The 23,690-nt window shown below is 41.6% G+C and carries 24 protein-coding genes; 15 read left to right on the forward strand and 9 right to left on the reverse strand.

Annotation, left to right across the window (positions count from 1 at the left end; genetic code table 11):
- A complete protein-coding gene (gene rsmD, locus LP316_RS03220) occupies window positions 1-582 on the forward strand; it encodes a 16S rRNA (guanine(966)-N(2))-methyltransferase RsmD (protein ID WP_193022655.1) in 582 nt (193 codons plus the stop codon).
- Window positions 583-636: 54 nt separating this feature from the next.
- Here rsmD and LP316_RS03225 read toward each other — a convergent pair whose 3' ends face one another.
- The 4 genes from LP316_RS03225 to LP316_RS03240 form a co-directional block, all read right to left on the reverse strand.
- Window positions 637-1,224, reverse strand: coding sequence for a YjaG family protein (locus tag LP316_RS03225; RefSeq protein ID WP_193022656.1), 588 nt, complete (start codon window positions 1,222-1,224; stop codon window positions 637-639).
- Window positions 1,225-1,480: 256 nt separating this feature from the next.
- Window positions 1,481-2,155 (reverse strand): transporter substrate-binding domain-containing protein, encoded by a 675-nt coding sequence (locus LP316_RS03230; protein WP_193022657.1) that lies wholly within the window; start codon window positions 2,153-2,155, stop codon window positions 1,481-1,483.
- 280 nt (window positions 2,156-2,435) lie between these two features.
- The gene (locus tag LP316_RS03235; protein WP_193022658.1) at window positions 2,436-4,130 is read right to left on the reverse strand and encodes a hypothetical protein; all 1,695 of its coding nucleotides are present in this window, start codon (window positions 4,128-4,130) and stop codon (window positions 2,436-2,438) included.
- A 167-nt stretch (window positions 4,131-4,297) separates the two neighbouring features.
- The gene (locus LP316_RS03240) at window positions 4,298-5,065 is read right to left on the reverse strand and encodes a SapC family protein (RefSeq protein WP_193022659.1); all 768 of its coding nucleotides are present in this window, start codon (window positions 5,063-5,065) and stop codon (window positions 4,298-4,300) included.
- A 243-nt stretch (window positions 5,066-5,308) separates the two neighbouring features.
- Here LP316_RS03240 and LP316_RS03245 point away from each other — a divergent pair, with 243 nt between their 5' ends.
- Window positions 5,309-6,166, forward strand: a complete 858-nt coding sequence (locus LP316_RS03245; RefSeq protein WP_193022660.1) for an EamA family transporter — start codon at window positions 5,309-5,311, stop codon at window positions 6,164-6,166.
- Window positions 6,166-6,468: a hypothetical protein gene (locus LP316_RS03250; protein WP_193022661.1), complete on the forward strand. Its 303-nt coding sequence runs from the start codon at window positions 6,166-6,168 to the stop codon at window positions 6,466-6,468. The genes LP316_RS03245 and LP316_RS03250 overlap by 1 nt, the downstream gene beginning before the upstream one ends.
- 89 nt (window positions 6,469-6,557) lie before the next feature.
- Here LP316_RS03250 and LP316_RS03255 read toward each other — a convergent pair whose 3' ends face one another.
- The 3 genes from LP316_RS03255 to LP316_RS03265 all read right to left on the reverse strand — a co-directional run bounded on the left by LP316_RS03255 (window position 6,558) and on the right by LP316_RS03265 (window position 10,750).
- Window positions 6,558-8,123 (reverse strand): AMP-binding protein, encoded by a 1,566-nt coding sequence (locus LP316_RS03255; RefSeq protein WP_193022662.1) that lies wholly within the window; start codon window positions 8,121-8,123, stop codon window positions 6,558-6,560.
- Window positions 8,124-8,145: 22 nt separating this feature from the next.
- Window positions 8,146-9,561: a coniferyl aldehyde dehydrogenase gene (locus LP316_RS03260; RefSeq protein WP_193022663.1), complete on the reverse strand. Its 1,416-nt coding sequence runs from the start codon at window positions 9,559-9,561 to the stop codon at window positions 8,146-8,148.
- A 127-nt stretch (window positions 9,562-9,688) separates the two neighbouring features.
- Window positions 9,689-10,750 carry an AraC family transcriptional regulator gene (locus LP316_RS03265; RefSeq protein WP_193022664.1) on the reverse strand — a complete coding sequence of 354 codons (1,062 nt, stop codon included), beginning with the start codon at window positions 10,748-10,750 and terminating at the stop codon, window positions 9,689-9,691.
- A gap of 183 nt (window positions 10,751-10,933) precedes the next feature.
- Between LP316_RS03265 and LP316_RS03270 the strand changes: the two genes are divergently transcribed.
- Window positions 10,934-12,796, forward strand: coding sequence for a DUF1302 domain-containing protein (locus LP316_RS03270; RefSeq protein ID WP_193022665.1), 1,863 nt, complete (start codon window positions 10,934-10,936; stop codon window positions 12,794-12,796).
- Window positions 12,797-12,804: 8 nt separating this feature from the next.
- On the forward strand, window positions 12,805-14,166 hold the full coding sequence (locus tag LP316_RS03275; RefSeq protein WP_193022666.1) for a DUF1329 domain-containing protein: 1,362 nt from the start codon (window positions 12,805-12,807) through the stop codon (window positions 14,164-14,166).
- Window positions 14,167-14,356: 190 nt separating this feature from the next.
- On the opposite strand, the gene LP316_RS03280 is transcribed toward LP316_RS03275, so the two are convergent.
- On the reverse strand, window positions 14,357-15,328 hold the full coding sequence (locus LP316_RS03280; RefSeq protein WP_193022667.1) for an integron integrase: 972 nt from the start codon (window positions 15,326-15,328) through the stop codon (window positions 14,357-14,359).
- A 246-nt stretch (window positions 15,329-15,574) separates the two neighbouring features.
- Here LP316_RS03280 and LP316_RS03285 point away from each other — a divergent pair, with 246 nt between their 5' ends.
- The 10 genes from LP316_RS03285 (at window position 15,575) to LP316_RS03330 (ending at window position 21,261) form a co-directional block, all read left to right on the forward strand.
- A complete protein-coding gene (locus LP316_RS03285; RefSeq protein ID WP_193022668.1) occupies window positions 15,575-15,895 on the forward strand; it encodes a hypothetical protein in 321 nt (106 codons plus the stop codon).
- Window positions 15,896-16,546: 651 nt separating this feature from the next.
- The gene (locus LP316_RS03290) at window positions 16,547-16,888 is read left to right on the forward strand and encodes a hypothetical protein (protein ID WP_193022669.1); all 342 of its coding nucleotides are present in this window, start codon (window positions 16,547-16,549) and stop codon (window positions 16,886-16,888) included.
- A gap of 108 nt (window positions 16,889-16,996) precedes the next feature.
- Window positions 16,997-17,314 (forward strand): hypothetical protein, encoded by a 318-nt coding sequence (locus tag LP316_RS03295; protein WP_193022670.1) that lies wholly within the window; start codon window positions 16,997-16,999, stop codon window positions 17,312-17,314.
- A 105-nt stretch (window positions 17,315-17,419) separates the two neighbouring features.
- Window positions 17,420-17,830, forward strand: a complete 411-nt coding sequence (locus LP316_RS03300) for a hypothetical protein (RefSeq protein ID WP_193022671.1) — start codon at window positions 17,420-17,422, stop codon at window positions 17,828-17,830.
- 107 nt (window positions 17,831-17,937) lie between these two features.
- Complete coding sequence (locus tag LP316_RS03305; protein ID WP_193022672.1) at window positions 17,938-18,354, forward strand: hypothetical protein; 417 nt, start codon at window positions 17,938-17,940, stop codon at window positions 18,352-18,354.
- Between the two features lie 116 nt (window positions 18,355-18,470).
- Window positions 18,471-18,779, forward strand: a complete 309-nt coding sequence (locus LP316_RS03310; RefSeq protein ID WP_193022673.1) for a hypothetical protein — start codon at window positions 18,471-18,473, stop codon at window positions 18,777-18,779.
- Window positions 18,780-18,929: 150 nt separating this feature from the next.
- On the forward strand, window positions 18,930-19,196 hold the full coding sequence (locus tag LP316_RS03315) for a BrnT family toxin (protein ID WP_193022674.1): 267 nt from the start codon (window positions 18,930-18,932) through the stop codon (window positions 19,194-19,196).
- Complete coding sequence (gene brnA, locus LP316_RS03320; protein ID WP_193022675.1) at window positions 19,183-19,404, forward strand: type II toxin-antitoxin system BrnA family antitoxin; 222 nt, start codon at window positions 19,183-19,185, stop codon at window positions 19,402-19,404. The genes LP316_RS03315 and brnA overlap by 14 nt, the downstream gene beginning before the upstream one ends.
- Before the next feature lie 57 nt (window positions 19,405-19,461).
- The gene (locus LP316_RS03325) at window positions 19,462-20,892 is read left to right on the forward strand and encodes a DUF1214 domain-containing protein (RefSeq protein ID WP_226960792.1); all 1,431 of its coding nucleotides are present in this window, start codon (window positions 19,462-19,464) and stop codon (window positions 20,890-20,892) included.
- A 102-nt stretch (window positions 20,893-20,994) separates the two neighbouring features.
- The gene (locus LP316_RS03330; RefSeq protein ID WP_193022676.1) at window positions 20,995-21,261 is read left to right on the forward strand and encodes a hypothetical protein; all 267 of its coding nucleotides are present in this window, start codon (window positions 20,995-20,997) and stop codon (window positions 21,259-21,261) included.
- A gap of 541 nt (window positions 21,262-21,802) precedes the next feature.
- On the opposite strand, the gene LP316_RS03335 is transcribed toward LP316_RS03330, so the two are convergent.
- Window positions 21,803-23,410, reverse strand: a complete 1,608-nt coding sequence (locus LP316_RS03335; RefSeq protein WP_193022677.1) for a GMC family oxidoreductase — start codon at window positions 23,408-23,410, stop codon at window positions 21,803-21,805.
- Window positions 23,411-23,690: the final 280 nt, after the last annotated feature.

Raw genomic sequence — 23,690 nt, forward strand, 5'->3', positions numbered from 1 at the left:
ATGGCAAAACAACGTTCAAGTAAAAAATCAACTTCAGGCTCTATTCGAATAATTGCTGGCATGCATCGCGGCAGAAAGTTACCCGTGCTTGACGCACAAGGCTTGCGACCAACGACCGATCGGGTAAAAGAAACCGTGTTTAACTGGCTAATGCCCTATTGCCGAGAAAGTGACTGCCTCGATTGCTTTGCCGGTGCCGGCTCTCTGGGTTTTGAAGCCTTATCTCGCGGCGCAAATAGTGTGGTGATGTGCGAATTGGATAAGTCAGCTGCCCAACAACTAACGCGCAACGCTAAGCTCCTAAATGCAGAGAATGTTCAAGTAATACAAGGAGATGCGTTAACTTACCTGCGACAACCACCTCAGGCGAAAGACATCATTTTTATCGATCCACCATTTAGGCAAGGCTTAGCAGAAAAGGCTATCAACGAAGTAGATAAGGGGTGGCTAAAACCCAATGGCTTAGTGTATCTAGAAGTTGAATCAGAATTACAGTTGTCTAACTTGCCGTCTAGTTGGTGCTTGCTCAAAGAAAAAGTGGCTGGGCAGGTCGCTTACCGACTATACCAAAAGACAACTTAAACCTTGGCTTAAAGCAATATCACGGTGCAAGCAAGCGTCAGCTAAGAGAAGGACTTAGCTAATTTCAATGCCTAAATTAGACATGCCTTCCTCTAATACCATTGCTTTTGCTTCCTTACAGCTAGCTTTGGTTTCTGGCGCATTAGCAATAAAGTCAAACAACTGTTGTTGGGTTGCTAACTCCCACTGCATCAGCGGGTGTTGCTCAATTGCTTGGTCAAGCTCTGCTTGCTCTAGCTCTTCGTGTTCGGAAAGCTCTAGTTCGCAATAGAAATTAACCGAATTGAGCGACAATTGGGCGACGTTGTCAAAGTTCTCTAGCTCTTTGTCTTGCATCCCTTGTAATAACGAAATCATCGCCATGGTGACATCGATCGCGGGAAAGACACCAAAACTGTCAAATTGCTCAGGATCGGGGATCAGCGGCTCTAGCTTGGCAAGCTGTGCATTGTAATTAATTTTGCACGATTGATTTTTGTCTAACCATTGCCAAACCAAATCGAGTTGGTTGCGCAATAATTTTGGCTCACCAAATTCCGTTACTTCATAAAACATGAATAAATTCGGTAACATGCGCTCCATAAGCGCTGCGCTAAAAGCGACTTGTTGCCAATGATTCAAGCGAGATAAGTTGACTGTCACAATGTTACTCTTTCGATGATATGCGCCGACATTATATCAAGTGAATGAGCAAATTGATCACTTTGCGCGAATTAAAAAATGAATAGTGATAAGTCGTATCTTGATTTAACTTTGGCGATGCACAACCGATTGCGAGAAATCAAAGTTTGGGAGACCTCATATTTGAGCCAAATAAAAAAACAAGTAGCTAGCGATCAACTTATTATATTTATCATCAGTGAACTCTGCCTAGGTGAGCGCCACAACGCTGTACCACTTAATTAATGAGGTTGGTTTCAGCTGCTTTTTGATATTGAGTTATGCATCGATCATGGACGTGCAGGGTTATTGGGGTCTCAAATAATGATGTAGTGGAAAACTGTAATTTTGCCTTATTCTCTGCTTCTAAACTCTCAAACGACCATGAATCGGCTAACCCTAAGTCGACACGAGATAAAAGAACCATCATAACAATAGCTTGAGGCGATTCAGCAAAAGCTACCTCAATACCTGCATTCTCAAATTCTTGAAGAAATGTTGAGTTATCACTTGTTCTTAGCAGTGCAACTGTCTGACCTTTTAGCTGCTCTAGCGCCGTCCACGCAAAGTCTCCTTGTTGCTTTAAACGCACGAGTCCGATCTTCACCTTCTCTTGAGATAAAGCAAAGCTCTTGTAATCATTAGTGTTTCTTATCGGATAAAAACTGGCGCACCACGGACCTTCACTAAGGTAGCGAGCGGCGCGTGCTGGTGGCAAAAACAACGGGCTAGCAGTAACATGGGAATTTGCTAATCGACTTTCTAGCAATTCAAACGCAATGCCGCCGCTTTTGTTGTTAAGCGTTGTAAAAGGCGGATACTCAACTGCGACAACTTCCAAACTAAATGTTTCGGCGGCTAAGTGATAGGAAAACAAACAACTGAAGATTATTATTCGTTTTAATAAATTCACTCTACCTCCCAAAAGAACCGTCAATTATAAGCAAAGATAGATTAAAGCGATAAAAAATCAAACAATGTTTGACTAGCACATAACAAATACTTCCTAGATAGATAAACAGATAGTGACTATTTATACTTGGCATGAGTGAGCATTCAATTTTCTTGATGTTAGCTTAACACGCCATGCCAAAATACTCGCATTATAGTCACCCTTGTTTACACTGCAGGCTTGGCGTTATCAACAGTCGAGTTTGATAACGCCTTCTTATTTATACAAGTGCCATCTATGCCTAACTTGAGGTTTGTTTGGCTAACTGCTTTTGCGCGTATTCAAAGCGCAGGCGATACTCTTGTAACTTGTCTTCCAATTCAGCGGTTGAAGTTGATAGCTTTTCTGAGAGTTCGAAATTCTCGTCGCGCAAATATTTGATTGTTTCGCGTGCTTTTTCGTAATCTTCTTGCTCTTTTTTGCGACGCAACTGTGCTTTTTCTTTTTGTAGCTCGGTATCATCAATTAACTGTTGATATTTTTCTTGCGCCTCTTCTTTCTCTGCTTGGAAGTTTTGGGCTTGCTGCTCTAGTGCTTTATTGGCTTGTTCTTGCTCGGCTAGCGCTTCATTGAGTTGTGTTATTTGTTGTTGTAACGCTTCACTTTCTTGCTGACTTTGCACCAAGGCATTTTGTTGCTCTGTTAGCTGATTATTGAGTTCAGCAAGGCTTTGCTCTAATGCTTTTTGGCGCTGCTTTTTCTGTTCATTGCGCTGGTTGAGATCTTCAATGGTGAGTTGTAATTTATCTTGTTGCGCCGTGTTGTCGTCTATCGTCGCTTGGTATTCATCAATCATGGCTTGCATGGTGGCAATATGCTCTTTTTGCTCGGCAATGGTTTGCTCACTATCGGCAACGCGTTGATGGGTTTGTTGAATATTTTGCTCTAGCTCGCCACATTTGGTGGTTAAGTTGGTGACATCTTGCTGGTACTGACGATTTTGCTCTTGCTCCGTTTCAATGCTTGCGTGTAATTCACTGATATCGTTTTGCAGTGCATTGATGTGACTTTGCTGTTGCTCTATTAAGCTTGTTTGTTCACTTGCTGACTGCTCTTGTTCAGACTTGGTTTGCGTTAAGCTTTGAGTCAATTGTTGAACTGTTGCTTGTTCTTCAGCTAGGTTGGTTGTAAGTTCGCTATTGGTTTTTGTTGCTTGCTCTAGTTGGTCTTGCGATTTTTCAAGCATCGAACGCAATTCATCGATACAGTCTTGTGCTGATTGCTGACTGGTCTGATTCGACGCTAACTGTTGATTAAATTCAATTTGTTGCTGAGTTAACGCTTGCTCTGCAAGGCTCAATTCATTTTGCAAATTCGCTTCGGTTTGCTTTAATTTTGCAACTTGTTGTGCGAGTTGGTCTTGTACCGCTTGTTGATCGTTTAAGTGCTGCTTTTCCGATAACTTAAGTTGCTCATTGAGGTTAGCTAATTCAGCTTGTAAATTGACTTCGATCTGTTCGCGCTTCGAGAGATCTGCCGCCGCTGATTTTTGAAAATCATCAAACTCACGCTGAATATGCAGCTCTCTTGCTTCTGTGGCTTGAATAGTTTTCACTAGAGATTCAATTTTATCATTGAGTTCGGCAATAACAACTTGGTCTTGCTTGTGGCTATCGGCGAGCGCTGCGTCGTTATCACTTTGCTGATTCAACTGAGATTTTAACTCGAGATTATCGCTGTTTAAGACATTTATCTGTTGTTCTTTTAATGCCAAACGCTCGTTGAGTTGCTCTATTTGTTGATAAGCGTTGGCTAAGCCCTTTTCAATTTTCTGAAATTCTGGTTGGCTCTTAACATCTAGCGGCTCCGGGGTTACTTCTGATTGCGCCTTAACAAGCAATTGGTTAAAGCGCTCTTCGAGTTTGAGGTATATCTCACCGGTTAGGTTTTGTAACTCATCTTCAACGGCCTGCATCAGTTTTTTATTATCAGCCATGTCTTCCTCTTACAACTCACTAGTAAGTATGTGTGATCACAAATAGTACCCTAGCATATCAATGACGAGGTGTTAATTTTTAATCAATTTTTCGTTCTACCATTTTGTGAAGACGTAAAAAAACCTAGCAATTGCTAGGTTTTTCATTAACTTATTTAAGCAATGGGTTATGCGTTTGCCGCTTGTTGCTCTTCAGCGTCGGCTGGTGCAACGCGCAAGCTAACGACTTTCTTACCATCTGTTTCGTTGCGCAATTTAGCTAAACGATTGATTTGGCCTAAAGAAAGTAGCATTGCGTGCATAGGAACAAAAATGCCACGCTTAGTAAAGTCGAGGATCTTTTCATCTGATAACGCTTGTAATTTTTGCTCATCGATACCGAATAAACCAACAAGTTTCTTCTTCTCGCCTGTTGCGTAATCGATGTTAAGTTGTAGTTCAGCAAGTAACTCGTGATCGACGAGTTCTTTAACAAACTTTTCAGTTAACACTTCGCTATTGTATAAGTCGCCTAATGCTTCTTGAATGTTTTTGAATAACTGTGTTTCTTCACCTTTTTCGTCGAATAAAGGTAAGTCTTTGTCTTCACCAACGTATTCGCTATCTAAGTCAACACATGTGGTTAGTGTTTTTTCTTTTTCAGGATCTAAACCTAAGCTAAATGGTGCTAATGCTAATGCTTGTGGCATGAATAACGAATCTAATACGCCGTCTTTGTAGTATAAGTTCTCGCCAGCTTCTAAGCCGGTCATTAATACTGGGCGGAAACGCTCACCGTCTTTGATTAAGAAAATAGGGAAGCTTGTTGCTAATTGTGGGAATTCACGAGCGTGTGTCGCGATAATGTGTTGGTTTGAAATATCTGGTAAGCCACGTTGTGTAGCAACTTTTAAGTTTTGGTGTGATTCTTTTTTAACTGGGGCAAAGTTAGCCATAATTCTTCTCTTCTTTGAATGTTTGCCTGAACAAAAGGCTTATAATATTTTTTTAAGTAATACCAACAAAATTGAGTATTTCCCATGATATCAGTTATGGAGACGAGGTAATGCGGTTTCAATAGCCAGACTGCATTTTTTTATTCCGCGACTGCATTGCTGTCTTCATTTTTCAAAAAAAGGCTAGCAAGTCAAGCATAGTCAGCGTAAATTTCACAGATATTTAACTTAATAGGATAAATTTTGCTCGCTTTAGTTTTTGTTTCGCTGTTATGGGCATTTTCATTTGGTATTATCAAAGGTGAGCTCACTGATTTACCACCCTCACTTGTCGCCCACCTGAGGCTTTTATTAAGTTTCTTGGTGTTTTTGCCGATCGCGCTTTGGTTGAGAAAAATGACAATCTCCTACAAGTTAATAGTGCTTGGCTGTATTCAATTTGGCGTCATGTACATCGCCTATATTTTTTCTTACCAATATTTACCCGGCTATTTAGTTGCCGTACTCACTATCTTCACGCCGCTTTACGTCATGTTATTTGATGCCATCTTGAGAAAACAATTTAACAGCCATTGGTTTTTACCCATTATATTATCGATCGTAGGTGCTGGTGTTTTAGTTTACCGAGAAAGTAATGCCGAGCAGTGGCTTGTTGGTTTTTTGATTTTGCAAGTCGCTAATCTCGCCTTTGCCTTTGGCCAGATCTATTATCAACACTACGCTAAACAGACGACGACATTAGCTCAGCACACCAGCAATATGACGAACATGTATTTCGGCGCTGCCGTTTTTTCAGGGCTCGTTATGCTCTCTCAGTTAGGTAGTTCCGTTGGACAAGTAGCCATTAGCGAGCGTCAAATTTACTTTCTCTTGTATCTTGGAGTCATTGCCTCCGGTTTTGGCTTCTTCTTGTGGAATTGGGGCGCAAAGCAAGTATCACCTTCTACGTTAGCCATTATGAACAATGGTTATGTGCCACTGGCGATACTGTTATCGTTTACCGTATTTGATGAACAAGTAGACTTAATCAGGTTGGTTATAGGCACTAGCCTAATCGTGCTAAGCTTAGTTTGGGCATACAAACAGCAAGGGAGAACTTAATGCGTAAGATAGGGTTAATAGCGTTATTATTTAGCTTGTGCTTACCTAGCTATGCGATGCCAGATATCCGAATAGAACATGGCAAAAGCTTAGATGGCTTTGCTCGCGCGCGCATTATCAACAACACAACCGAAATACTGGCTTGTTACGTCGCGATTGACGGCTATAAAAAGAAATTTGTTCTCGGCCCGCTCAAGCCGTCCACCTGGTACAAGGCAACCGATAAGCGCTTTAATTATAAGCACTTTAGTACTTGGTGCGACTATCTCGAGTTTTATCCACACTATGCAAAATATCAGTAACACTAATAGAAACAAGGGTTACAAACTAAAAAGCCAGTTATCACAATGCGTTGTAATAACTGGCTTTAAACGATTAATAACAATGACTGTTATGCAGAGCGCAACTCTCGACGCAAAATTTTACCAACAGTTGATTTTGGTAACTCATCTAAGATAACCACTTTTTTCGGCACTTTGTAAGCCGTTAAGTGTTCGCGACAGTGCTCGATAATAGCCTCAGGATCAACCTCGCCCTCAACCGTGATGTAAGCAGCGACTTTTTCACCTGTTTTGTCGTCACTCTCACCAATAACCGCAGCTTCTAGTACCGAGTTATGCTTAGTCAGAACGTCTTCAACTTCATTAGGGTAGACGTTAAAACCAGATACGATGATCATATCTTTTAAGCGATCAACAATTTTAATTTCACCTGTTTCAAGGCGAATACCGACATCACCTGTTTTAAAGAAGCCATCTTTCATCACTTTGGCTGTTTCTTCAGGCATATTCCAATAGCCGCTCATTACCTGCGGACCACGGGCAACGATTTGACCTTCATCAACCACTTGGTCGTTATCGTCCCAAAGTTCAATTTCGGTATCACTAAGTGGCTTACCAACAGTGCCTAAAACTTCGTGATCTGGCGTATTTAAGCAAAGCACAGGTGACGTTTCTGATAACCCATAGCCTTCAGTAATCGAGCAACCGGTTACCTGACGCCAAATATCGACTGCCGAAGACGTTAACGCCGTACCGCCTGAAATGGTTAGCTTCAATTTAGAAAAGTCTAACGCTTTAAATCCTTCGTGATGACACAAACCAACAAACAACGTGTTGATCCCAGCAAAGCCGGTAAACTGAAATGGTGCTATTTGTTTAACAAAGGCATCTAAATCACGTGGATTAGGAATAAGGACATTTAAGCAGCCGCGAGAAAAGAACATCACCATGTTCACGGTAAAAGCATAAATGTGGTAGAGCGGCAGTGGACAAACAAACGTTTCTTCGCCTTCTATACATTTATCACCTAATCGATCAAATACTTGTGCAGAGTTAGCAATAATATTGTGATGGCTTAAGCGAGCCCCCTTCGAAACGCCGGTTGTGCCACCGGTATATTGCAGCACACAATCATCATCACCAGCGCTTGTTTGACGCGGCTTTAAATCCGCGTTTTGATGTTGCGCTAAAATCGCATTAAAACTCACACAATTTGCTGGCGCATCTTGTCCCTCTGGCATTAATAAATCTGGTGCTTTTGTGGTGATCACCAGCTCAATATCGACGTCATTTTGAATCGCTTCGAACTTAGGTAATAAGTCTTCTAGAATGACTAAAGCCTTAGCACCTGAATCTTTAAATTGGTGCTGCATTTCACGTGGTGTATACAAAGGGTTAGTATTTACTAAGATCAAGCCAGCACGCAATGCACCATAAGCAGCTATCGGATATTGAATCAAATTAGGTAATTGAATTGCAATGCGATCGCCTTCATTGATCGCAGGGTGATTTTGCAAAAAGCTTGCTAAGGCACGTGATTTTTGCTCGATTTCAGCAAAGGTTAAGGTTTGCCCTAAGCATGAGTATGCTGGTTTGTCAGCATGTTTGGCTAATGTATCCTCGACGAAATCAGCCAAGTGATGATGTTGTAATGCTAGTGCAGAGTTCGTTGTCATCGTTATTTATCCTATCTGCTTATTATTTTATAAAAAGTTTATAGACTAAGTTGTGTAATGCCGTGCCATATGGCGGGAACAATAAGCTAGTTAAGCTAATTTTGCCGCGTGATAAAATAGCTTTGGCATGAGAAAAGGTTTTAAAGCCTTCAATGCCGTGGTAATTCCCCATACCAGAATGGCCGACACCACCAAACGGTAAATCTTCAACAGCCACATGGAAAGCCGCTTCATTAATACAAACACCACCAGAGTGAGTATTGGCTAAAATATGTTGTTGAGTTTGCTTGTTGAAACTGTAGATGTATAACGCTAGTGGGCGCTCATGGCGCTGAATATAGGCGATTGCGTCGTTAACATCGTCGTATTCCATGATCGGTAACAAGGGACCAAAAATCTCTTGTTGCATTACTGTCATATCTTCGGTTACTTGTTCTAAAACAGTAAGCGGTAATTGACGAGTCTTATTGCAATTAGGATTTTGGTTGAGTTCAGTAACAACAGCCCCTTTGGCTTTAGCATCCTCAACTAAGCCGACAAGGCGCTGATACTGCCCATCATTGACGACACTCGTGTAATCTTGGTTGTTATCTATCGCAGGGAACATTTTGGCAAATAATTGCTGTAATTCTTGTACCGTTTCGCGACTTTTACCACGAGGAACAAACAGGTAATCTGGCGCGACACAAGTTTGCCCAGAGTTCAGGGTTTTACCGAGCATTAAACGAGCGACGGCCGTTTTAATAGGCATATCAGGCGCAATAATGGCTGGCGATTTTCCACCTAATTCCAATGTTACAGGTACTAAATTTTCAGCGGCGGCGCGCATCACTAATTTACCGACATTAGTTGAGCCAGTAAAAAATAGGTGATCAAAGTTTAGTGCCGAGAACTTAGCCGCAACGCTTGCGTCACCATCTATGATAGCCACTTTATCTTGGCTAAAATACTGACTGACAAGCTGAGCTAATACTTGAGTTGTTTTTGGTGTGAATTCAGACATTTTGATCATTGCTCGGTTACCCGCCGCCAATGCGGTTGTCAGCGGACCTAAAGCAAGGAAAATCGGATAGTTCCACGGCACCATAATACCAACCACGCCAAGCGGTTGATATTCAACACGCGCACTGGCAGGTTGAAACAAAATACCAACGTGACGCTTTTGTGGTTTCATCCACTTTTTTAATTGTTTTTTGGCATAGTGGATACCCGCAACAGTTGTCAGAATATCACCAATTTTTGAGTCGTCGACTGAGCGATTACCAAAGTCTTCGTTCATCGCACTCACTAGTGCATCTTGATTATCGAGTACTAGCGATTTTAACGTATCAAGGTCGTTAATACGCGCTTGATACTCAGGATAAGGATTTGCGTTAAAGGCTACCTTTTGCTGATCTAAAATGTGATCTAACTGCTGTAACTCTTGATTGTCTTCCATTTATTTCCCCCAAAACGCTCTTTCGAGCTTATCGAACCAAATTAACTCGACTGTTGAGCTATGGTTTCAAAGTATTATTCAACAGTTTTATCGCAAAAAAATGTTTAACCGCGCCAAAAACTAATCATCAAAGGGTAGAGCGTGGCTCTGTGCTTTCCATGATAATGTTATGCTGCTGCTTGCGATAAACGCCTGGCGTAACACCAGTCCAACGCTTGAACGCTCTGTTAAAATTACCAATGTTTGAAAAGCCAACTAAGTAACCAATCTCACTAAATGATAAATGGCTTTGCAAGATGTATTCGAGCGCGAGCTTTTTGCGGGTATTTTCTAGAATATCTCGAAAGCTCGTCTGTTTTTCTTGGAGGCGACGTTGCAGGTTGCGCAAGCTCATCCCAAGTTGCGATGCAATTTCAGTTTGGGATGGCGTGCCAAGCGGCAACATTTCATAGATGCGGTTTTTTACTAGCTGCTCGACATCGTTTTTATCAAGCCGAGACAGATAATCATCGAGAATTTTCTCGTGGCTCTGGGTTAATAGTGGATTACCACCAACCAGTTGCTTAGAAAGTGTTTTTTCGTCAAAAACCAAACTTAACTCATCACTATCGAAGACAATGTCACATTTGAAGTAGTCATTCAAAAAGCTGGTATCATAATTCGGTTTTGGCCAATTAAAGTGTATTTCCAAAGGGTTGTAGTCGGTCTTTAGCGTTTCTCGAGCGAACTGTACTATGGTACCTAAAAAGGCAATAATACAATCTTGGGTTAGCACCGGACGTTGTGAATCTTCATAGCACTTAATATCCATAACAAAGTGTATGTTTTCACCGCGTTCTTCGACGTTTAGCGTACATGTATTGGAGACAACTCGCTTGTAGCGAGCGATTCGATAAAGCGCATCTTTCAAGCTTTCAGACGACATCATGGCATAACCTAATGCGTGAAACATGCCTGGGTGAAATGCTTTGGCTATTGCCAGAGCGAAATCTTTACGGCCTTTTTTGCGGTTGCAATAATCGATAATCAGCGCCATTTTTTCAGCAGACAAGCGAGACTCTTGATCTTTAAAGTCCTCCGACTTTACATCACAATCTTTGAGAACGTCGGCAAGATCTATTTGCCATTCCTCAAGCACCCGAGTAATGGGGATCATCCAACCACTTAACACTGAAAAATAACTGCTCATATTCTTGGCTAATCACTAAACTTAATTACCTAACAAATTACCGTGTTTTGCATGAAATGACAATCATTTGGCACGTATAGCCTCCCTTTTTCTAGGGATTTGTCTGTATCTTAGAGGCGTCAGTTCGATAACAATTTCGAACAATTTAAAAAAACTAATACTGACAAACCTTCTGGGGGATATATGAGCATATTACGCAACAACAAAAGCGCACTTGGCTTAGCCATTGGTGCTGCTTTATTCGCGTCAAACGCCAACTCAGCTGAGTTCTACTTTGGTGAAAATGATGACATTTTACTCACCATAAACTCTCAGTTATCAATTGGTGCAAGCTGGCGCATTGAGGATCAAGACCCTCGCTATATTTCAGCAAACAATGGTGGCACAGGTGCAACCATGACGACTGACGATGGTAATTTGAACTTTGACAAGGGCGACACCTTCTCAAAAATTATCAAGGGTTCACACGAGCTACAATTATCAAAAGACAATTACGGTGCTTTTGTTCGTTTCAAATACTGGCATGACAAAGAACTTCAATACGAATCACGTCCTTTTGGCCATTCACCAAACGGTTATGAGCCAGGTGCGCCGCTAAATGACGATGGTTTTCAAAATTACTCAAAGTTTTCTGGCATCGCGTTACTTGACGCGTATGTCTACGGCACATTTGAGTTAGGTGAGTCGTTACTTGACGTACGTGTTGGTCGCCAAGTGTTGAGCTGGGGTGAGTCAACGTTTATCCAAGGTGGTATGAACTCTACCAACCCATTTGATGTAAGTGCATTGCGCCGCCCTGGTGCCGATCTTAAAGAAGGTATTTTACCTGTCGGCATGGTATACGGTAACTTAGGCCTGACGGAAAACTTATCGATTGAAGCATTTTACCAATACGAGTGGGAAAAGTTCGCCATTGATGCCTGTGGTACCTTATTCCAAGGCGCTGACTTTGCCGCAGATGGGTGTAACTACATTCAAGTAGGTGATACGCCAGAGAAGATAGCTTTCGATTTAGGTATTCACGCTGAGCGTCGCCCTGATATTGAACCTGATGACGGTGGCCAATACGGTTTAGCAATGCGCTATTTTTCACCTGAGCTCAACGACACTGAGTTTGGCTTGTACTACATGAACATTCATTCTCGCGTACCGTTAATCAATGCAGTTCGCACAGCCGTACCTTTGGCTACAGGTGACTCATCGTTAATTTTTGTGCCTAAAGGGCTAGATCCAACAGGTGGTCAACTAGCTGCATTAAATCCTGCTTACGCCATTGCGTTCCCTGAAGATTTAAAGTTTTACGGGGCTAGCTTTGCAACCAACGTTGCTGGTTTAGCGTTATCTGGTGAAGTTTCATACAAGCCAGATACACCGGTACAGATTAATGGACCAGAAATTTTAAATGCTGCACTTTCTGAGAACCCAGCATTCCGTTTTACCGACCGTATGACATCAGTGGGCTACGGTGAAATGGTACAAGGTTGGGATGAGTACGATGTCACTCAAATTCAAGTCACTGCTTTACAGTTTTTTGAACGCGTGATGGGGGCTGCTCGCTTAACCGTAATCGGTGAAGCTGGGGTCATTTTAACAGATGGTATTGAAGATTCAGATCAACGCTACGGCCGCAACGCTGTATTTGGTTTAGGTGATTTTGATGCCGGCTTTACTCATCCAGTAGCGGGTTTCCAGGTTAACTGTAGCAACTTACTGGCCGCTGGCGCTATTGCTGGCGACTGTTCAAATGACGGCTATGTTACTGACTCAGCATGGGGTTACCGCTTACGAGCTATTTGGGATTACCCTGATGTTTACGCTGGTATTTCACTTAAGCCGACGCTTGCTTGGTCACACGATGTCAGTGGTTATTCTCCTGAGCCAGCACAACAATTCAACGAAGGTAAAAAAGTTTTAGGCTTATCTCTTGAAGCATCATACCTTCAAAAATACAGTGCAACTGTAGGGTATTCTCAATTTTCAGGCGGTAGTCATAACATCTTGACTGACAAAGACTTCGTTTCTCTCAGCTTTGCAGTTTCATACTAGGAGTTATCATGAAAAATTTATTCAAAGTAACCGGCCTATTATCGATTACGTTAATTGCTAGCGCAGTTAACGCGAAAGTGAGCCCACAAGAGGCAGCCAAATTAGGCTCAGAGCTCACTTACATCGGTGCCGAAAAAGCAGGAAATGCCGCAGGAACCATTCCTGCGTATACCGGTGGTTTAACAAGCACTAACACACCAAAAAGTGAAGATAGTGGCCGCCCAAACAACCCGTTTCCTAACGATAAAGTACTGTTCACTATTACCAACAGTAATTTAGATCAGTACAAGGCTAATTTATCGCCAGGTCAAATCGCGATGTTTGAAAAGTACCCGAGCTATCGCATGCCGGTTTATCAAACCCGCCGCACAGCAGCCTATCCAGCAAGCTTGCATAGCGTTATTAAGAAAAATGCCGAAAATGCTGAGCTCATACAAGGGGGCAATGGTTTAGCAAATTTTGACACCACGATTCCTTTTGCCATTCCGCAAAATGCCAACGAAGTTATTTGGAACCACATCACGCGCTATCGCGGTGGCTCAGCCCGTCGTTTCCTAACGACAATTCCAGCGCAAGCAGATGGCTCTTTTGTACCGGTAAAAATGAATGACCAACTCGTTTGGCCTGAATTTTTAGACGGTGGTCGTGATGCTAAGAAAGACGACAATATTTTGTTCTACTATCTGCAAGTCATCACTGCGCCTGCGCGTTTAACGGGTACCGCATTAATGGTTCACGAAACGATTGATCAAGTTTCAGAAGCGCGTAAAGCTTGGGTTTACAATGCCGGGCAACGCCGAGTTCGCCGAGCGCCAAACGTCTCGTATGACGGTCCAGCGGCAGGTACTGATGGCTTAAGAACGTCTGATAACTACGATATGTACAATGGTGCGCCAGATCGTTACGACTGGAAGTTAGTCGGTAAGAAAGAATTATACATTCCATATAACTCATACCAATTAATGGACACCAGTGCCAAATACAAAGACTTGATCCAAGCAGGGCACTTAAACCCAGATTACTTGCGTTACGAGCTACACCGCGTATGGGAAGTTGAAGGAACCTTGAAAGAAGGTGCTCGCCATATCTACGCTAAACGTACCTTGTTTATCGACGAAGACACTTGGGGTGCATCGGTCATTGATCACTACGATGGTCGCGGTGACCTATGGCGTGTCGCTGAAGCGCACAACGTTCAATTTTACGACGTAGATACGCCTTGGATGGTCGCTGAAGCCTTATACGACTTAAACTCAGGTCGCTATATAACAACAGGTTTAAGTAACGAAGAGCCTAAGTTTATGGTGTGGGGTGAGAAGAATAGTCGCAAGGCATTTTCAACTTCTGCATTGCGTCGAATCGGCAAATAACAAGACATAGCGATCAAAAAAGGCCGGGGTATCCTGGGCTGACGATATTGGGGATCTCAAATTTGAGATCCCTTTTTTATTTCCCTAAGAAATTTGCTACCTCTAGTGACTTAATCCATTTAAAAATATTAGAAAGTAGCTCTTCAACCCTTGCTGTATAAAGGATTCCTAGAATTTGATATATGCCTCATTAAAGTAGCTTACTCAATGGGCTAACCACTCCATTAGCACCTTGTTGTAAAACATGGGTATATATCTGTGTCGTTTTAACGTCTGAGTGACCAAGTTGGCTTTGCACAGTACGAATATCGGCACCCGATTGTAGTAGATGAGTTGCAAACGAATGCCGTAAGGTATGAGGTGTAATTGGTTTAGTAAGTTGTGCTTTTAATGCTGCCTTTTTAATAGCTTTGCGCACTCCCGTTGGATAAAAGTGATGTCGTCTTATTTCGCCTGTTTCTGGATCTGCACTTAACTTATAAGAGGGAAATAGATATTGCCACGCCAGAGATTTGTTAGCTGATGGATATTTACGAGCAAGGGCATTCGGCATCCAAACACCAGAATATTGCTCGTTTTTAATGTCAAACTGCAAATAATCGTTGACCTGAATTATTTGACTTCGCAATAAAGGAACTAACTCGCTAGCTAAAGTCACTATGCGGTGTTTATTGCCTTTGCCATTCCATATGCGAATGCTTTTATAATCGAAATCAATGTCTTGAACTCGTAGTTGCACAGCCTCCATCACGCGCAAACCACTACCGTACATTAAGCCTGCGATTAAGTAATAGCGTTTATCTAAAAATGACATCAACAATTTTACTTCATCAGGTGTCATAACAATGGGAAGTTTTTGCTGTTTTTTACTACGTACAAATACTAGGTTGGGCGACAACTCTTGTTTTATGATGTGTTTATATAAAAATGCCAGCGCATTTAAAGCCGTAGCTTGAGTTTTAGGCGACACATTTTTCTTCAAAACTAAATAATCTAAATATTTCTCAACCTCGTTATCTCCCATAGATGAGGGGTGTCGCTTGTCGTGATAATTAATAAACCCTGCAATCCATTTTAAGTAAGTGTCAACGGACCGCATAGAATATTGTTTGGTTAGCATGTAATCTACGATTGAGTTTAAAAAAGGCGAACGTGTTCTCATCATCATTCCATTGAAATTTAACCTGTATACATATACAGTTTGACTATTTTGCCTCCATAGTCAAGAAAACGAGTAAATGGATCGTTTTCTACTTTTTGTTAGCAAGTGATTTCTCTAAATAATAATAATTTAGCAATAGTTTAAGATGTATGGTAAAACTGGTTCAATCAGATAAACGACCCAACCAATGGTAGAAAAACGACCCGTTGGGTCGATATTAAATTGTTATATGCGCAGGGAGTTTGCATGAAATATTGGATAATACTTCTAACATTTTTTTCTTCTTATTCTTTAGCATCGACCACTAAGTTTGAGTGTAAATATCATGATTATAATTTGGTACTAAAAGCTGGAGGCAATGATCATATTGTTCATGAACTTAGTATTAACGGCAAATTCGTAATTGATGAATTAATTGAAGGCATCTGGTTTATCGAAGAAATAAATTGTAGAAAAGAAGGCTATGAAATTATTGCTAGTCATATCCAGTTCAACGACCCAACTCAAAAGAGTTTCATGTTAACTTACCATCCAGATAAAGGTTATAAAATCGAAGCTGGCATATAACAAACCAATTAAGCACGGGACTGCTAAAGCTTGGCTCAGTTCCGCTTCGCTACACAAGTTTAGCCAAGCATTTATCAGCCCCTTATTGGGGCGTTATGTACCTTTCAAGGATTGAGGTATCAATTTGACCAAGCATAATCTCCTTCTGGGTTTCAGTTACGCTGCGATTTGGCTTGGCGTAACCACATTAATTTTTCAGTTTGGTTTTGAGTTTCCAATGTCTTGGACGCAATCAATACTAGAAACCCCTCATTTATCCGAATCATTAAAAATACTTAGCATACGGACTTTATGGACTGTTGAATTTGCTTTACATATATTGCTAGCGTCAATTCCCTCAAGTTACCTTATCGTAAAATTTTCCACTGATATCTCATTCAAAACTATTGCTAAAATTTCTCTTATTTCGCTTGTATTCTTATCGGCATTCTTACTAGCTGTAATGCCCAAATATGTGCCGTTTTATTTTGCACTATTGTATGTAACTATAAGCTTTGTATATATTTTATATGGCTGTGTTAGGTGCATGAGGTACATAACAAGCCAATAAAGTGATGGGACTGCTAATGCTTGGCTCGGTTCCGCTTCGCTTCACAAGTATAGCCAAGCATTATCAGCCTCTTATTGGGGCGTTAGCTGTACAAGGAAGTTATGAGTAGCATCAAATTTCATTCCAAATGGGAGGCTGAACTGCAATCTGAAGAGGTTGTAATTTCGGGAATTTGGTATTACCAAAACGAAATTCCATATACAGCTGAACTAATCAAACAAAAATGGAATTATAGAAGCGCCGATTTAACTATTCTTGATGAAATTCTTGAAGTTCCATTTTGTGATTATATTGATTACTCTATTAGTGATGAGGGAGTAATATGGTTTTGGCGTTTTCAAAATGGAAATAAAAAAACGAGCAGTCCTACTTTTCCAACATTTTTCTTAGCCAGAGACCATATTAATACTTATGGTTATAAGTACAAGTTAGAAGAGCGCTAGGTACAGCTAACAAGCCAATCAAGTCGGACGTATAACAGTTGGCTGCGTTCACTTCGTTCACAATTATAGCCAACTATTATCCGCCGCTTATTGGGGCGTTATATACCTATGGAAGCATCGAAGAAGTCAGCATTTTTAGCAGGTGGAATTATCGTAATTAGCGGAATGCTAATTGAATCATTGTCACTTCCATTTTCTTGGGTGTTAAGCACGCTCGTATTTTTTCCAACAATCTTTTATCTGGTCATAGGTAAAGAGATTCATCGAGAATATAAACGAGGTGCCCATATTAGTAATGGCTTTTATAAAGGACCTAAAGATACTGAAGGCAAGCGTATATATGGTCGGGTCTTTTTACGTATGTTAATTTGGTTTTTAGGTGCAGTTGTAACTAGTATTTTAATCACAGTAATAAGCGGTATATAACAAGCCAATTAAGCGCGGGACTGCTAAAGCTTGGCTCAGTTCCGCTTCGCTACACAGTTTAGCCAAGCATTTATCAGCCCCTTATTGGGGCGTTAGGTAACACAATTGAGTCCAGAGAGAATTCAAACATCGGCGTTAATATTGTTAGGTTTATTACCTGCAACAATATTGTTGTTATTTTCTTTCATTCCCTTAGGCATCAATATTATTTTTATCTTTGATGATGAATTTGATTTCTCTTTCGCTATGTTATTACCGTGCATCGGAGCATTGCTAGGTTACGTGGGGTTGGTAGCTTCAGTTTTTAGGTTTCATATTTCAAATACTTTAAAAACTGTATTTCTTGCTATTGGTATTATTGCTGTGCTTTTTGTTGCTTATGACGGTTTAAGTGACCTAGCAAAGCCTTATAATTTGTGGTTAAGATATTGGTATGGCTATTTTTATTTATGCCCCGTAATAGTCGCAGTATATCTAATAGTTCGTAATCTGAAAGACCGAGAAATTGTTACCTAACAAGTTACTCAAAAGGACGCAAAACGCTTGGCTCGCGCTCCTTCGTCGCTAATTTTAGCCAAGCATTTTACGCCCATTAGTAAGGCGTTAGCTATACAAGGAGTTCCATGAGCGATCCGCAGAAAACTTGGGAAGAATATTACTCCCGAATCAAAAATAGAAAAATCGATGAAGCAACTCAACTGTGGAATGCTGTTGTAAGTTCAGGTGCAAATGAGGAAACAATATTCGCTATGGATTTTTCTCATTTCTGTGACGTTTCATCGAAGTTAAATGAATTAGCTCAACAACTCACTGAAAACTATGAAATTAAGCTTAGTGAAGTTGACGAAAAAGGATATCAACTACTTACTGGCACGACTCGCCCATATGGTAATGAATTGAGCAAAGAAGACTTCATAAACTGGGTTGAATTTATGTGTGATGTAGCTCAATCATACAGCTGTGTCTTTTCAGAGTTTTCAATCGAAAGTCCTGAACTTGGACAAGTATGGTCAAATACAGAATTTGAATCGGAAGTATAGCTAACAAGAGAATAAATAGTGATTCACAGTAGTTTGTCACTTTTAGTTGCAAACAACGCAATAAAATTGCCAAACTAGGCTCACACATTATTCAGGCGTTATGTGTTTCGTATAGTATGAGTTTCAAAAAAAGTGACGAAGGTTTCGAATGTGAAACCGTACAAAAGAAGCAAAGCTATATCCATAAGGATTGTATCGTTAAGATCTTCGGGTATACACAGGACTTAGGCACTTACGATGAACTAAGACTGGGTATAGAGACTACACATGGAGTTACCTACCATTTTTCCGAAGAAGAAGCAGGTTGGCAAAGTTTAGTGGATTGGGTTAAAGACTTCGCCTCGTTAGAAAGTGATTGGATGTCAAAAGCGTATCCTGAGCCATTTTCACGAGAAATTAAAACGCTGTGGGAAATAAACACATAACAAGCCAATTCAGAAATGGGACTGCTAATAGCTTGCTCAGTTCCGCTTCGCTACACAATTTTAGCAAGCTATTATCAGCCCCTGATTGGGGCGTTAGCCATCCTTATCTAAATCTTGCATAAAACTTAAAAAAGGTATACTTTTTATATCATGTATACTTTCGAATATGATCCCAAGAAAAGTGAAATCAATCTCGATAAACACGGAATCGATTTTGAGGAAGCTCAATCATTGTGGAATGATCCTGATTTAGTTGAGATCCCTGCAAATACAAGTGATGAACCCCGTTCTCTAGTTATTGCTATCCACAAAGGTAAATGCTGGTCTGCTGTAATAACTCATAGAACACCAAATGTTCGTATTATTTCTGTCAGACGTTCTAGAAAAAATGAGGTGGAATTCTATGAAAGCTTCTGAGTTTGATAAAAAGTTTGATGATGGTGAAGATATTTTATCTAATCTTGACCTATCTAAAGCTAAGCGTACTACCCAAGAAACTAAGCGAGTAAATGTCGACTTCCCAACATGGATGCTTGATTCGCTCGATCGTGAGGCTAGTCGTGTTGGCGTAACTAGGCAATCCATAATTAAAGTTTGGCTTGCAGAGCGCTTAGAGCACCTATAAAGTCATCAGGTAAAGCATGGCTAACAAGCGCCTAAACTCCGACAATGTGAAGTTGTCATGGTTTTGGCACACTACGCAAAAAGCCATGCCAACCATTGCGTGTTAGCCGGACAAGAGAACGATCGAGATAAACAAATGAATTATTGCAAAAAAATATACCGAATGAAGCCTGTCGCACTTAAGTTACCTGCGCTGGTCGGACTGCTGGCGGTTTTCTTAACGCCGCCCAGCATGGCACAGCATCCGCTCGACATAGAAACTGTGTCGGATGCTTATGTCTACCTGCTGGGGCGGTCGATTGTTATCCGACAGGAGCATACGGATATTGCCGAGCCGGCTGTTGACTACAACGTGATCAAGTACAACCCTGTCGGCTCGGCAGAATTCGTGAATCCGAACCTCGACGTTGCCTATCTCGAGGCATGGATTGCCGTGGATGACAAGACGCCCGTATTGCTCGAAATTCCAGAGATCGGGGACCGTTACTATACCGCGCAGATTTGTAACGAATGGGGCGACGTGATTGTTAATATCAACGAGCGTAATTTCCCGTCGAACCCTTCTGGCAAGTTTGCTTTTGTTGCTCCAGGCTCCAAAGCCAAGGTCCCTGCCGATGCCGTGCGTATTGAATTGCACTCTCGCAAGGCAAAGATGCTCGCTCGTGTTGAGCTAAAAACAAATACCGAAGAGGCGATAGCACTGCAAAAGCAATTCAAGCTCAGGGCGCTCGGCGAACCCGTGATTGAACCGGCGACTCCGATACCGGAGTTTGGCAACAAAGAATTGCTAGGCGTCGAAATTTTCGACTATGCCGAGCCGGTACTGAACAGTGCTCTGGATATCTCACCAATCGCCGCACGCATGCAAGCAAGGGTTCACGATATAGCATTGCAAGCCAAGGATAAGCAACACCGGGATAAGTTGGATACGATGATCAGAACTCAGGTAGTGCCAAATTTTCTGCAGTACGCGGTGACCAAATCCGGCGTATTCAAAAACAACTGGCTTGGAACGCTCGGCACCGGCAACTACGGAAGCGACTACTGGATGCGGAGCTCCGCTAACCTGGTAGGCCTTTGGGCCAACACGAATGATGAGGTAATCTACTTTGTCGCAACCAAGGATGCCGAAGGCCAACCTCTCAACGGATCGAATGACTATGTGCTTGAGTTTCCTGCAGCAAGTCGCCCGGACGCCGTAGTGGATGGTTACTGGTCGGTGATTCTCGTCGATGTACCAGACTATCGCGTTGTGCCTAACTCGTTAAATCGTTTTAACTTAAATAGTTATTCTGGATTGAAGTTCGAGCCCGACGGGTCATTGAGGATTCTTGTGGCCAAAAAGCCGAATGCCAAAGTGCCAGAATCCAATTGGCTCCCTTCTGCTGATGGCAAAGGTTTTTCGCTTACCCTAAGAACCTACGTACCGAAAGACATAGTTAAGAGGGGAGACTGGTTTCCTCCAAGCCTCACAAAGGTTGCTCAGTAGAGCTTTGGGCGGCTAACAAGGCGCTGCACAAGGACAAATTTACGCTTCGCTCCAATTTGCCAGTGAGCTTGGCGTTGGTTTCTCAATAGATTGGAGTCACAAATGACAGATGGAGATCCTAAAAAAGCAGGTGAAACAATACTTGAAGTTGTGGACAATCAGATAAACGCTAATGACCCTCCTTTGGTTAAGGAAACATTTAATCGTTTACGTAAACTTGGTATTAGCCGAAGAGAATCAAAAAAATACATTGCTTGTGCTTTATCTGTCGAAATATTTGATGTTGTCAAAAATAGCAACGAAATTGACTATGATAGGTATTTTACTAATCTTCAAAATCTGCCCGAGATGCCATGGGATGATGAGTAGAGAAACATACAAGCCAATAAAGCATGGGACTGCTAAAGCTTGGCTTTTGTCACTGCGTTCCATATTTTAGCCAAGCTAATTATTTGCCCTTAGTGTAGGCGTTACCGACGTCTGCTATAACAATTAACTCTTAATTTAAATAAAATCTGCAACCATCTCTGATTAGCACAAAGCTACTATCAATAGTCGCCTATAAATGGAGGATATCCCGTTCTTCAACGGGATGACGGTACTAGTTTTCTTACTTCTGTAACTGGTACTTAGTGACCATAAAAACTACGAAAAAGTTTAGCTGCTACCCTAACGAAAGCACTAGTGCACTAAAACAACTAAATTATTGTATTTATTAATATAGAACCGTTACTTTGTAATTTTATCAATGACTTTTCTATTCTTAATTTATTGACTTTAATTGATATTAAAAATAAATAGGGACCACATAGAGCCCTAATTGCGTATCAGTTCAGGGTTATCCCGCCTTTTTTATTACCAAAACTATTTGGGATTTAGCGCAAATTGACGCTAAATCCCAGTTACTTTTTTAGAGGTTATGCGCTTGTTTAATGAAATCAGCCGCTTTTTCACCAATCATAATAGTTGGCGCGTTGGTATTACCGCTAACCAGTGTTGGCATAATTGACGCGTCAACCACGCGTAAGTTTTCGATACCATAAACTTTTAATTGAGCATCGACCACGGCTTGTTGATCGTCCGCGGTTCCCATTTTACAGGTGCCAACAGGGTGGTATTGGGTATCTGCGCGATTGCGAATATCTTGCTCCATTGCCACGCGATCACCTTGCTCTACGTGATACAGCATCTTTTCATTAATCGATGCTAATGGCTCGGACTCCAGAATTTTCTGCATGCGTTGCGCACCTTCTAGCAGTACTTCCATGTCCGCTGGATCATCAAAAAATCTCGGATCGATATCTAATGACTCACTTGGATCTGCCGAGCGCAATCTAACCTCTCCGCGAGATTCAGGACGCAACAAGGTAATATGGCAACTAATACCATGACCAAGGTTTACCGTACGGGCATGATTATCGACAATACCTGCAACCCAAACTAACTGAACATCAGCGCTCGGCACATCTTCGTTAGTCTTGTAAAACGCGCCCGACTCGGCAATTGTACTGGTAACTTTACCTTGACGAGAATTCTTCCACTTAACAATTTCTTTGAGCATGTGAACACCGCCGGTGAAACTCAAACCAAAAGAATCTTCTGACGCCTTGACTTTAAAGGTTTGGACATAGTCGATATGATCTTGTAAATTTTGACCAACCCCCGGTAAATCTTTAACAACTTCAATGCCGTGCTCTGCTAAATGGGCTTTTGGGCCAATACCTGACAACATCATTATTTGTGGTGAACCAAACGCGCCAGCACTTAAAATAACTTCTTTGTTAGCAAACACTTCCTGCACTTTACCTTTAACACTAAAGCGCACGCCTGTTGCAACATTGGCTTGCGTGATCACTTTTTCAGTTAGCGCATGAGTAATAACCGTTAAATTAGGGCGATCTAAATTGGGGGTTAAATAAGCTTTTGCCGCACTCCAACGTTCACCGTTTCTCACTGTTCGCTGGTACATGAAACAACCGTCTTGTGTTTCACCATTATAATCAGGGTTACGCGGCAGACCTTGTGCCTCACAAGCCTGTAAAAACAGTTCGTTATATGGGCTGGCATCAGTTGCATCACTGACGTACAAAGGGCCGTCATTGCCGTGATACTCATTGACCAAACGCTCATTGTTTTCTGACTTTTTGAAATAAGGTAGCACCTCATCATAACTCCAACCGGCGTTGCCAAGCTCAGCCCATTGGTCATAATCGAAACGAGCACCACGGACATATAACATCGCGTTAGTCGATGAGCTACCGCCTAGCGTTTTACCTCTTGGTTGGTAACCTTTACGGCCATTTAACCCTGGTTGAGGGACTGTTTCAAACGCCCAGTTATTGTGCTTGGTCGGGAGCATTGCTGCGACCCCCATTGGTGCGTGAATAAATGGGCTAGTGTCAGGGCCACCGGCTTCCAGTAAGCAAACGGTTACATCTGGATTCTCCGACAAACGGCCAGCCAGTGCACAACCAGCAGAGCCTCCCCCGACTATAATGAAATCGTATGTGTTTGACATTTTACTTCCTCAACCTGTTGCTGCCATTTCGATGAATTATTATTAAATTTGGCAGTGTGATATTAAATCTCTACTCTATATCCTATTTCACTACCTCTGCGCGGCTTAAGCAAGACATTTGGCACGTTAGGACAATAAGTTGGCGGATTGCTCTTTTTGTTTAAACACTAGCAACATCAGCGTAACATTTCAGCCATATTTTCTAAAAATTCAAACAAGTGTTTAGTTAAAGATAAAAGTTTGGCGTAGTCAGAACATTTAATTATGGTTAATCTCACTA

The organism is Thalassotalea sp. LPB0316, from assembly GCF_014898095.1.
In the GTDB taxonomy this organism is placed as follows: Bacteria; Pseudomonadota; Gammaproteobacteria; order Enterobacterales; family Alteromonadaceae; genus Thalassotalea_G.

Bases quoted from the DNA above. Each gene is read 5' to 3' on its own strand.
- LP316_RS03285 (WP_193022668.1), top strand. From the start codon at position 15,575: ATGAAATATTGGATAATACTTCTAACATTTTTTTCTTCTTATTCTTTA.
- brnA (WP_193022675.1), top strand. From the start codon at position 19,183: ATGAAAGCTTCTGAGTTTGATAAAAAGTTTGATGATGGTGAAGATATT.
- rsmD (WP_193022655.1), top strand. From the start codon at position 1: ATGGCAAAACAACGTTCAAGTAAAAAATCAACTTCAGGCTCTATTCGA.
- LP316_RS03330 (WP_193022676.1), top strand. From the start codon at position 20,995: ATGACAGATGGAGATCCTAAAAAAGCAGGTGAAACAATACTTGAAGTT.
- LP316_RS03265 (WP_193022664.1), bottom strand. From the start codon at position 10,750: ATGAGCAGTTATTTTTCAGTGTTAAGTGGTTGGATGATCCCCATTACT.
- LP316_RS03290 (WP_193022669.1), top strand. From the start codon at position 16,547: ATGAGTAGCATCAAATTTCATTCCAAATGGGAGGCTGAACTGCAATCT.
- LP316_RS03315 (WP_193022674.1), top strand. From the start codon at position 18,930: ATGTATACTTTCGAATATGATCCCAAGAAAAGTGAAATCAATCTCGAT.
- LP316_RS03235 (WP_193022658.1), bottom strand. From the start codon at position 4,130: ATGGCTGATAATAAAAAACTGATGCAGGCCGTTGAAGATGAGTTACAA.
- LP316_RS03275 (WP_193022666.1), top strand. From the start codon at position 12,805: ATGAAAAATTTATTCAAAGTAACCGGCCTATTATCGATTACGTTAATT.
- LP316_RS03240 (WP_193022659.1), bottom strand. From the start codon at position 5,065: ATGGCTAACTTTGCCCCAGTTAAAAAAGAATCACACCAAAACTTAAAA.
- LP316_RS03305 (WP_193022672.1), top strand. From the start codon at position 17,938: ATGAGCGATCCGCAGAAAACTTGGGAAGAATATTACTCCCGAATCAAA.
- LP316_RS03325 (WP_226960792.1), top strand. From the start codon at position 19,462: ATGGTTTTGGCACACTACGCAAAAAGCCATGCCAACCATTGCGTGTTA.
- LP316_RS03335 (WP_193022677.1), bottom strand. From the start codon at position 23,410: ATGTCAAACACATACGATTTCATTATAGTCGGGGGAGGCTCTGCTGGT.
- LP316_RS03255 (WP_193022662.1), bottom strand. From the start codon at position 8,123: ATGACAACGAACTCTGCACTAGCATTACAACATCATCACTTGGCTGAT.
- LP316_RS03295 (WP_193022670.1), top strand. From the start codon at position 16,997: ATGGAAGCATCGAAGAAGTCAGCATTTTTAGCAGGTGGAATTATCGTA.
- LP316_RS03280 (WP_193022667.1), bottom strand. From the start codon at position 15,328: ATGAGAACACGTTCGCCTTTTTTAAACTCAATCGTAGATTACATGCTA.
- LP316_RS03250 (WP_193022661.1), top strand. From the start codon at position 6,166: ATGCGTAAGATAGGGTTAATAGCGTTATTATTTAGCTTGTGCTTACCT.
- LP316_RS03260 (WP_193022663.1), bottom strand. From the start codon at position 9,561: ATGGAAGACAATCAAGAGTTACAGCAGTTAGATCACATTTTAGATCAG.
- LP316_RS03270 (WP_193022665.1), top strand. From the start codon at position 10,934: ATGAGCATATTACGCAACAACAAAAGCGCACTTGGCTTAGCCATTGGT.
- LP316_RS03310 (WP_193022673.1), top strand. From the start codon at position 18,471: ATGAGTTTCAAAAAAAGTGACGAAGGTTTCGAATGTGAAACCGTACAA.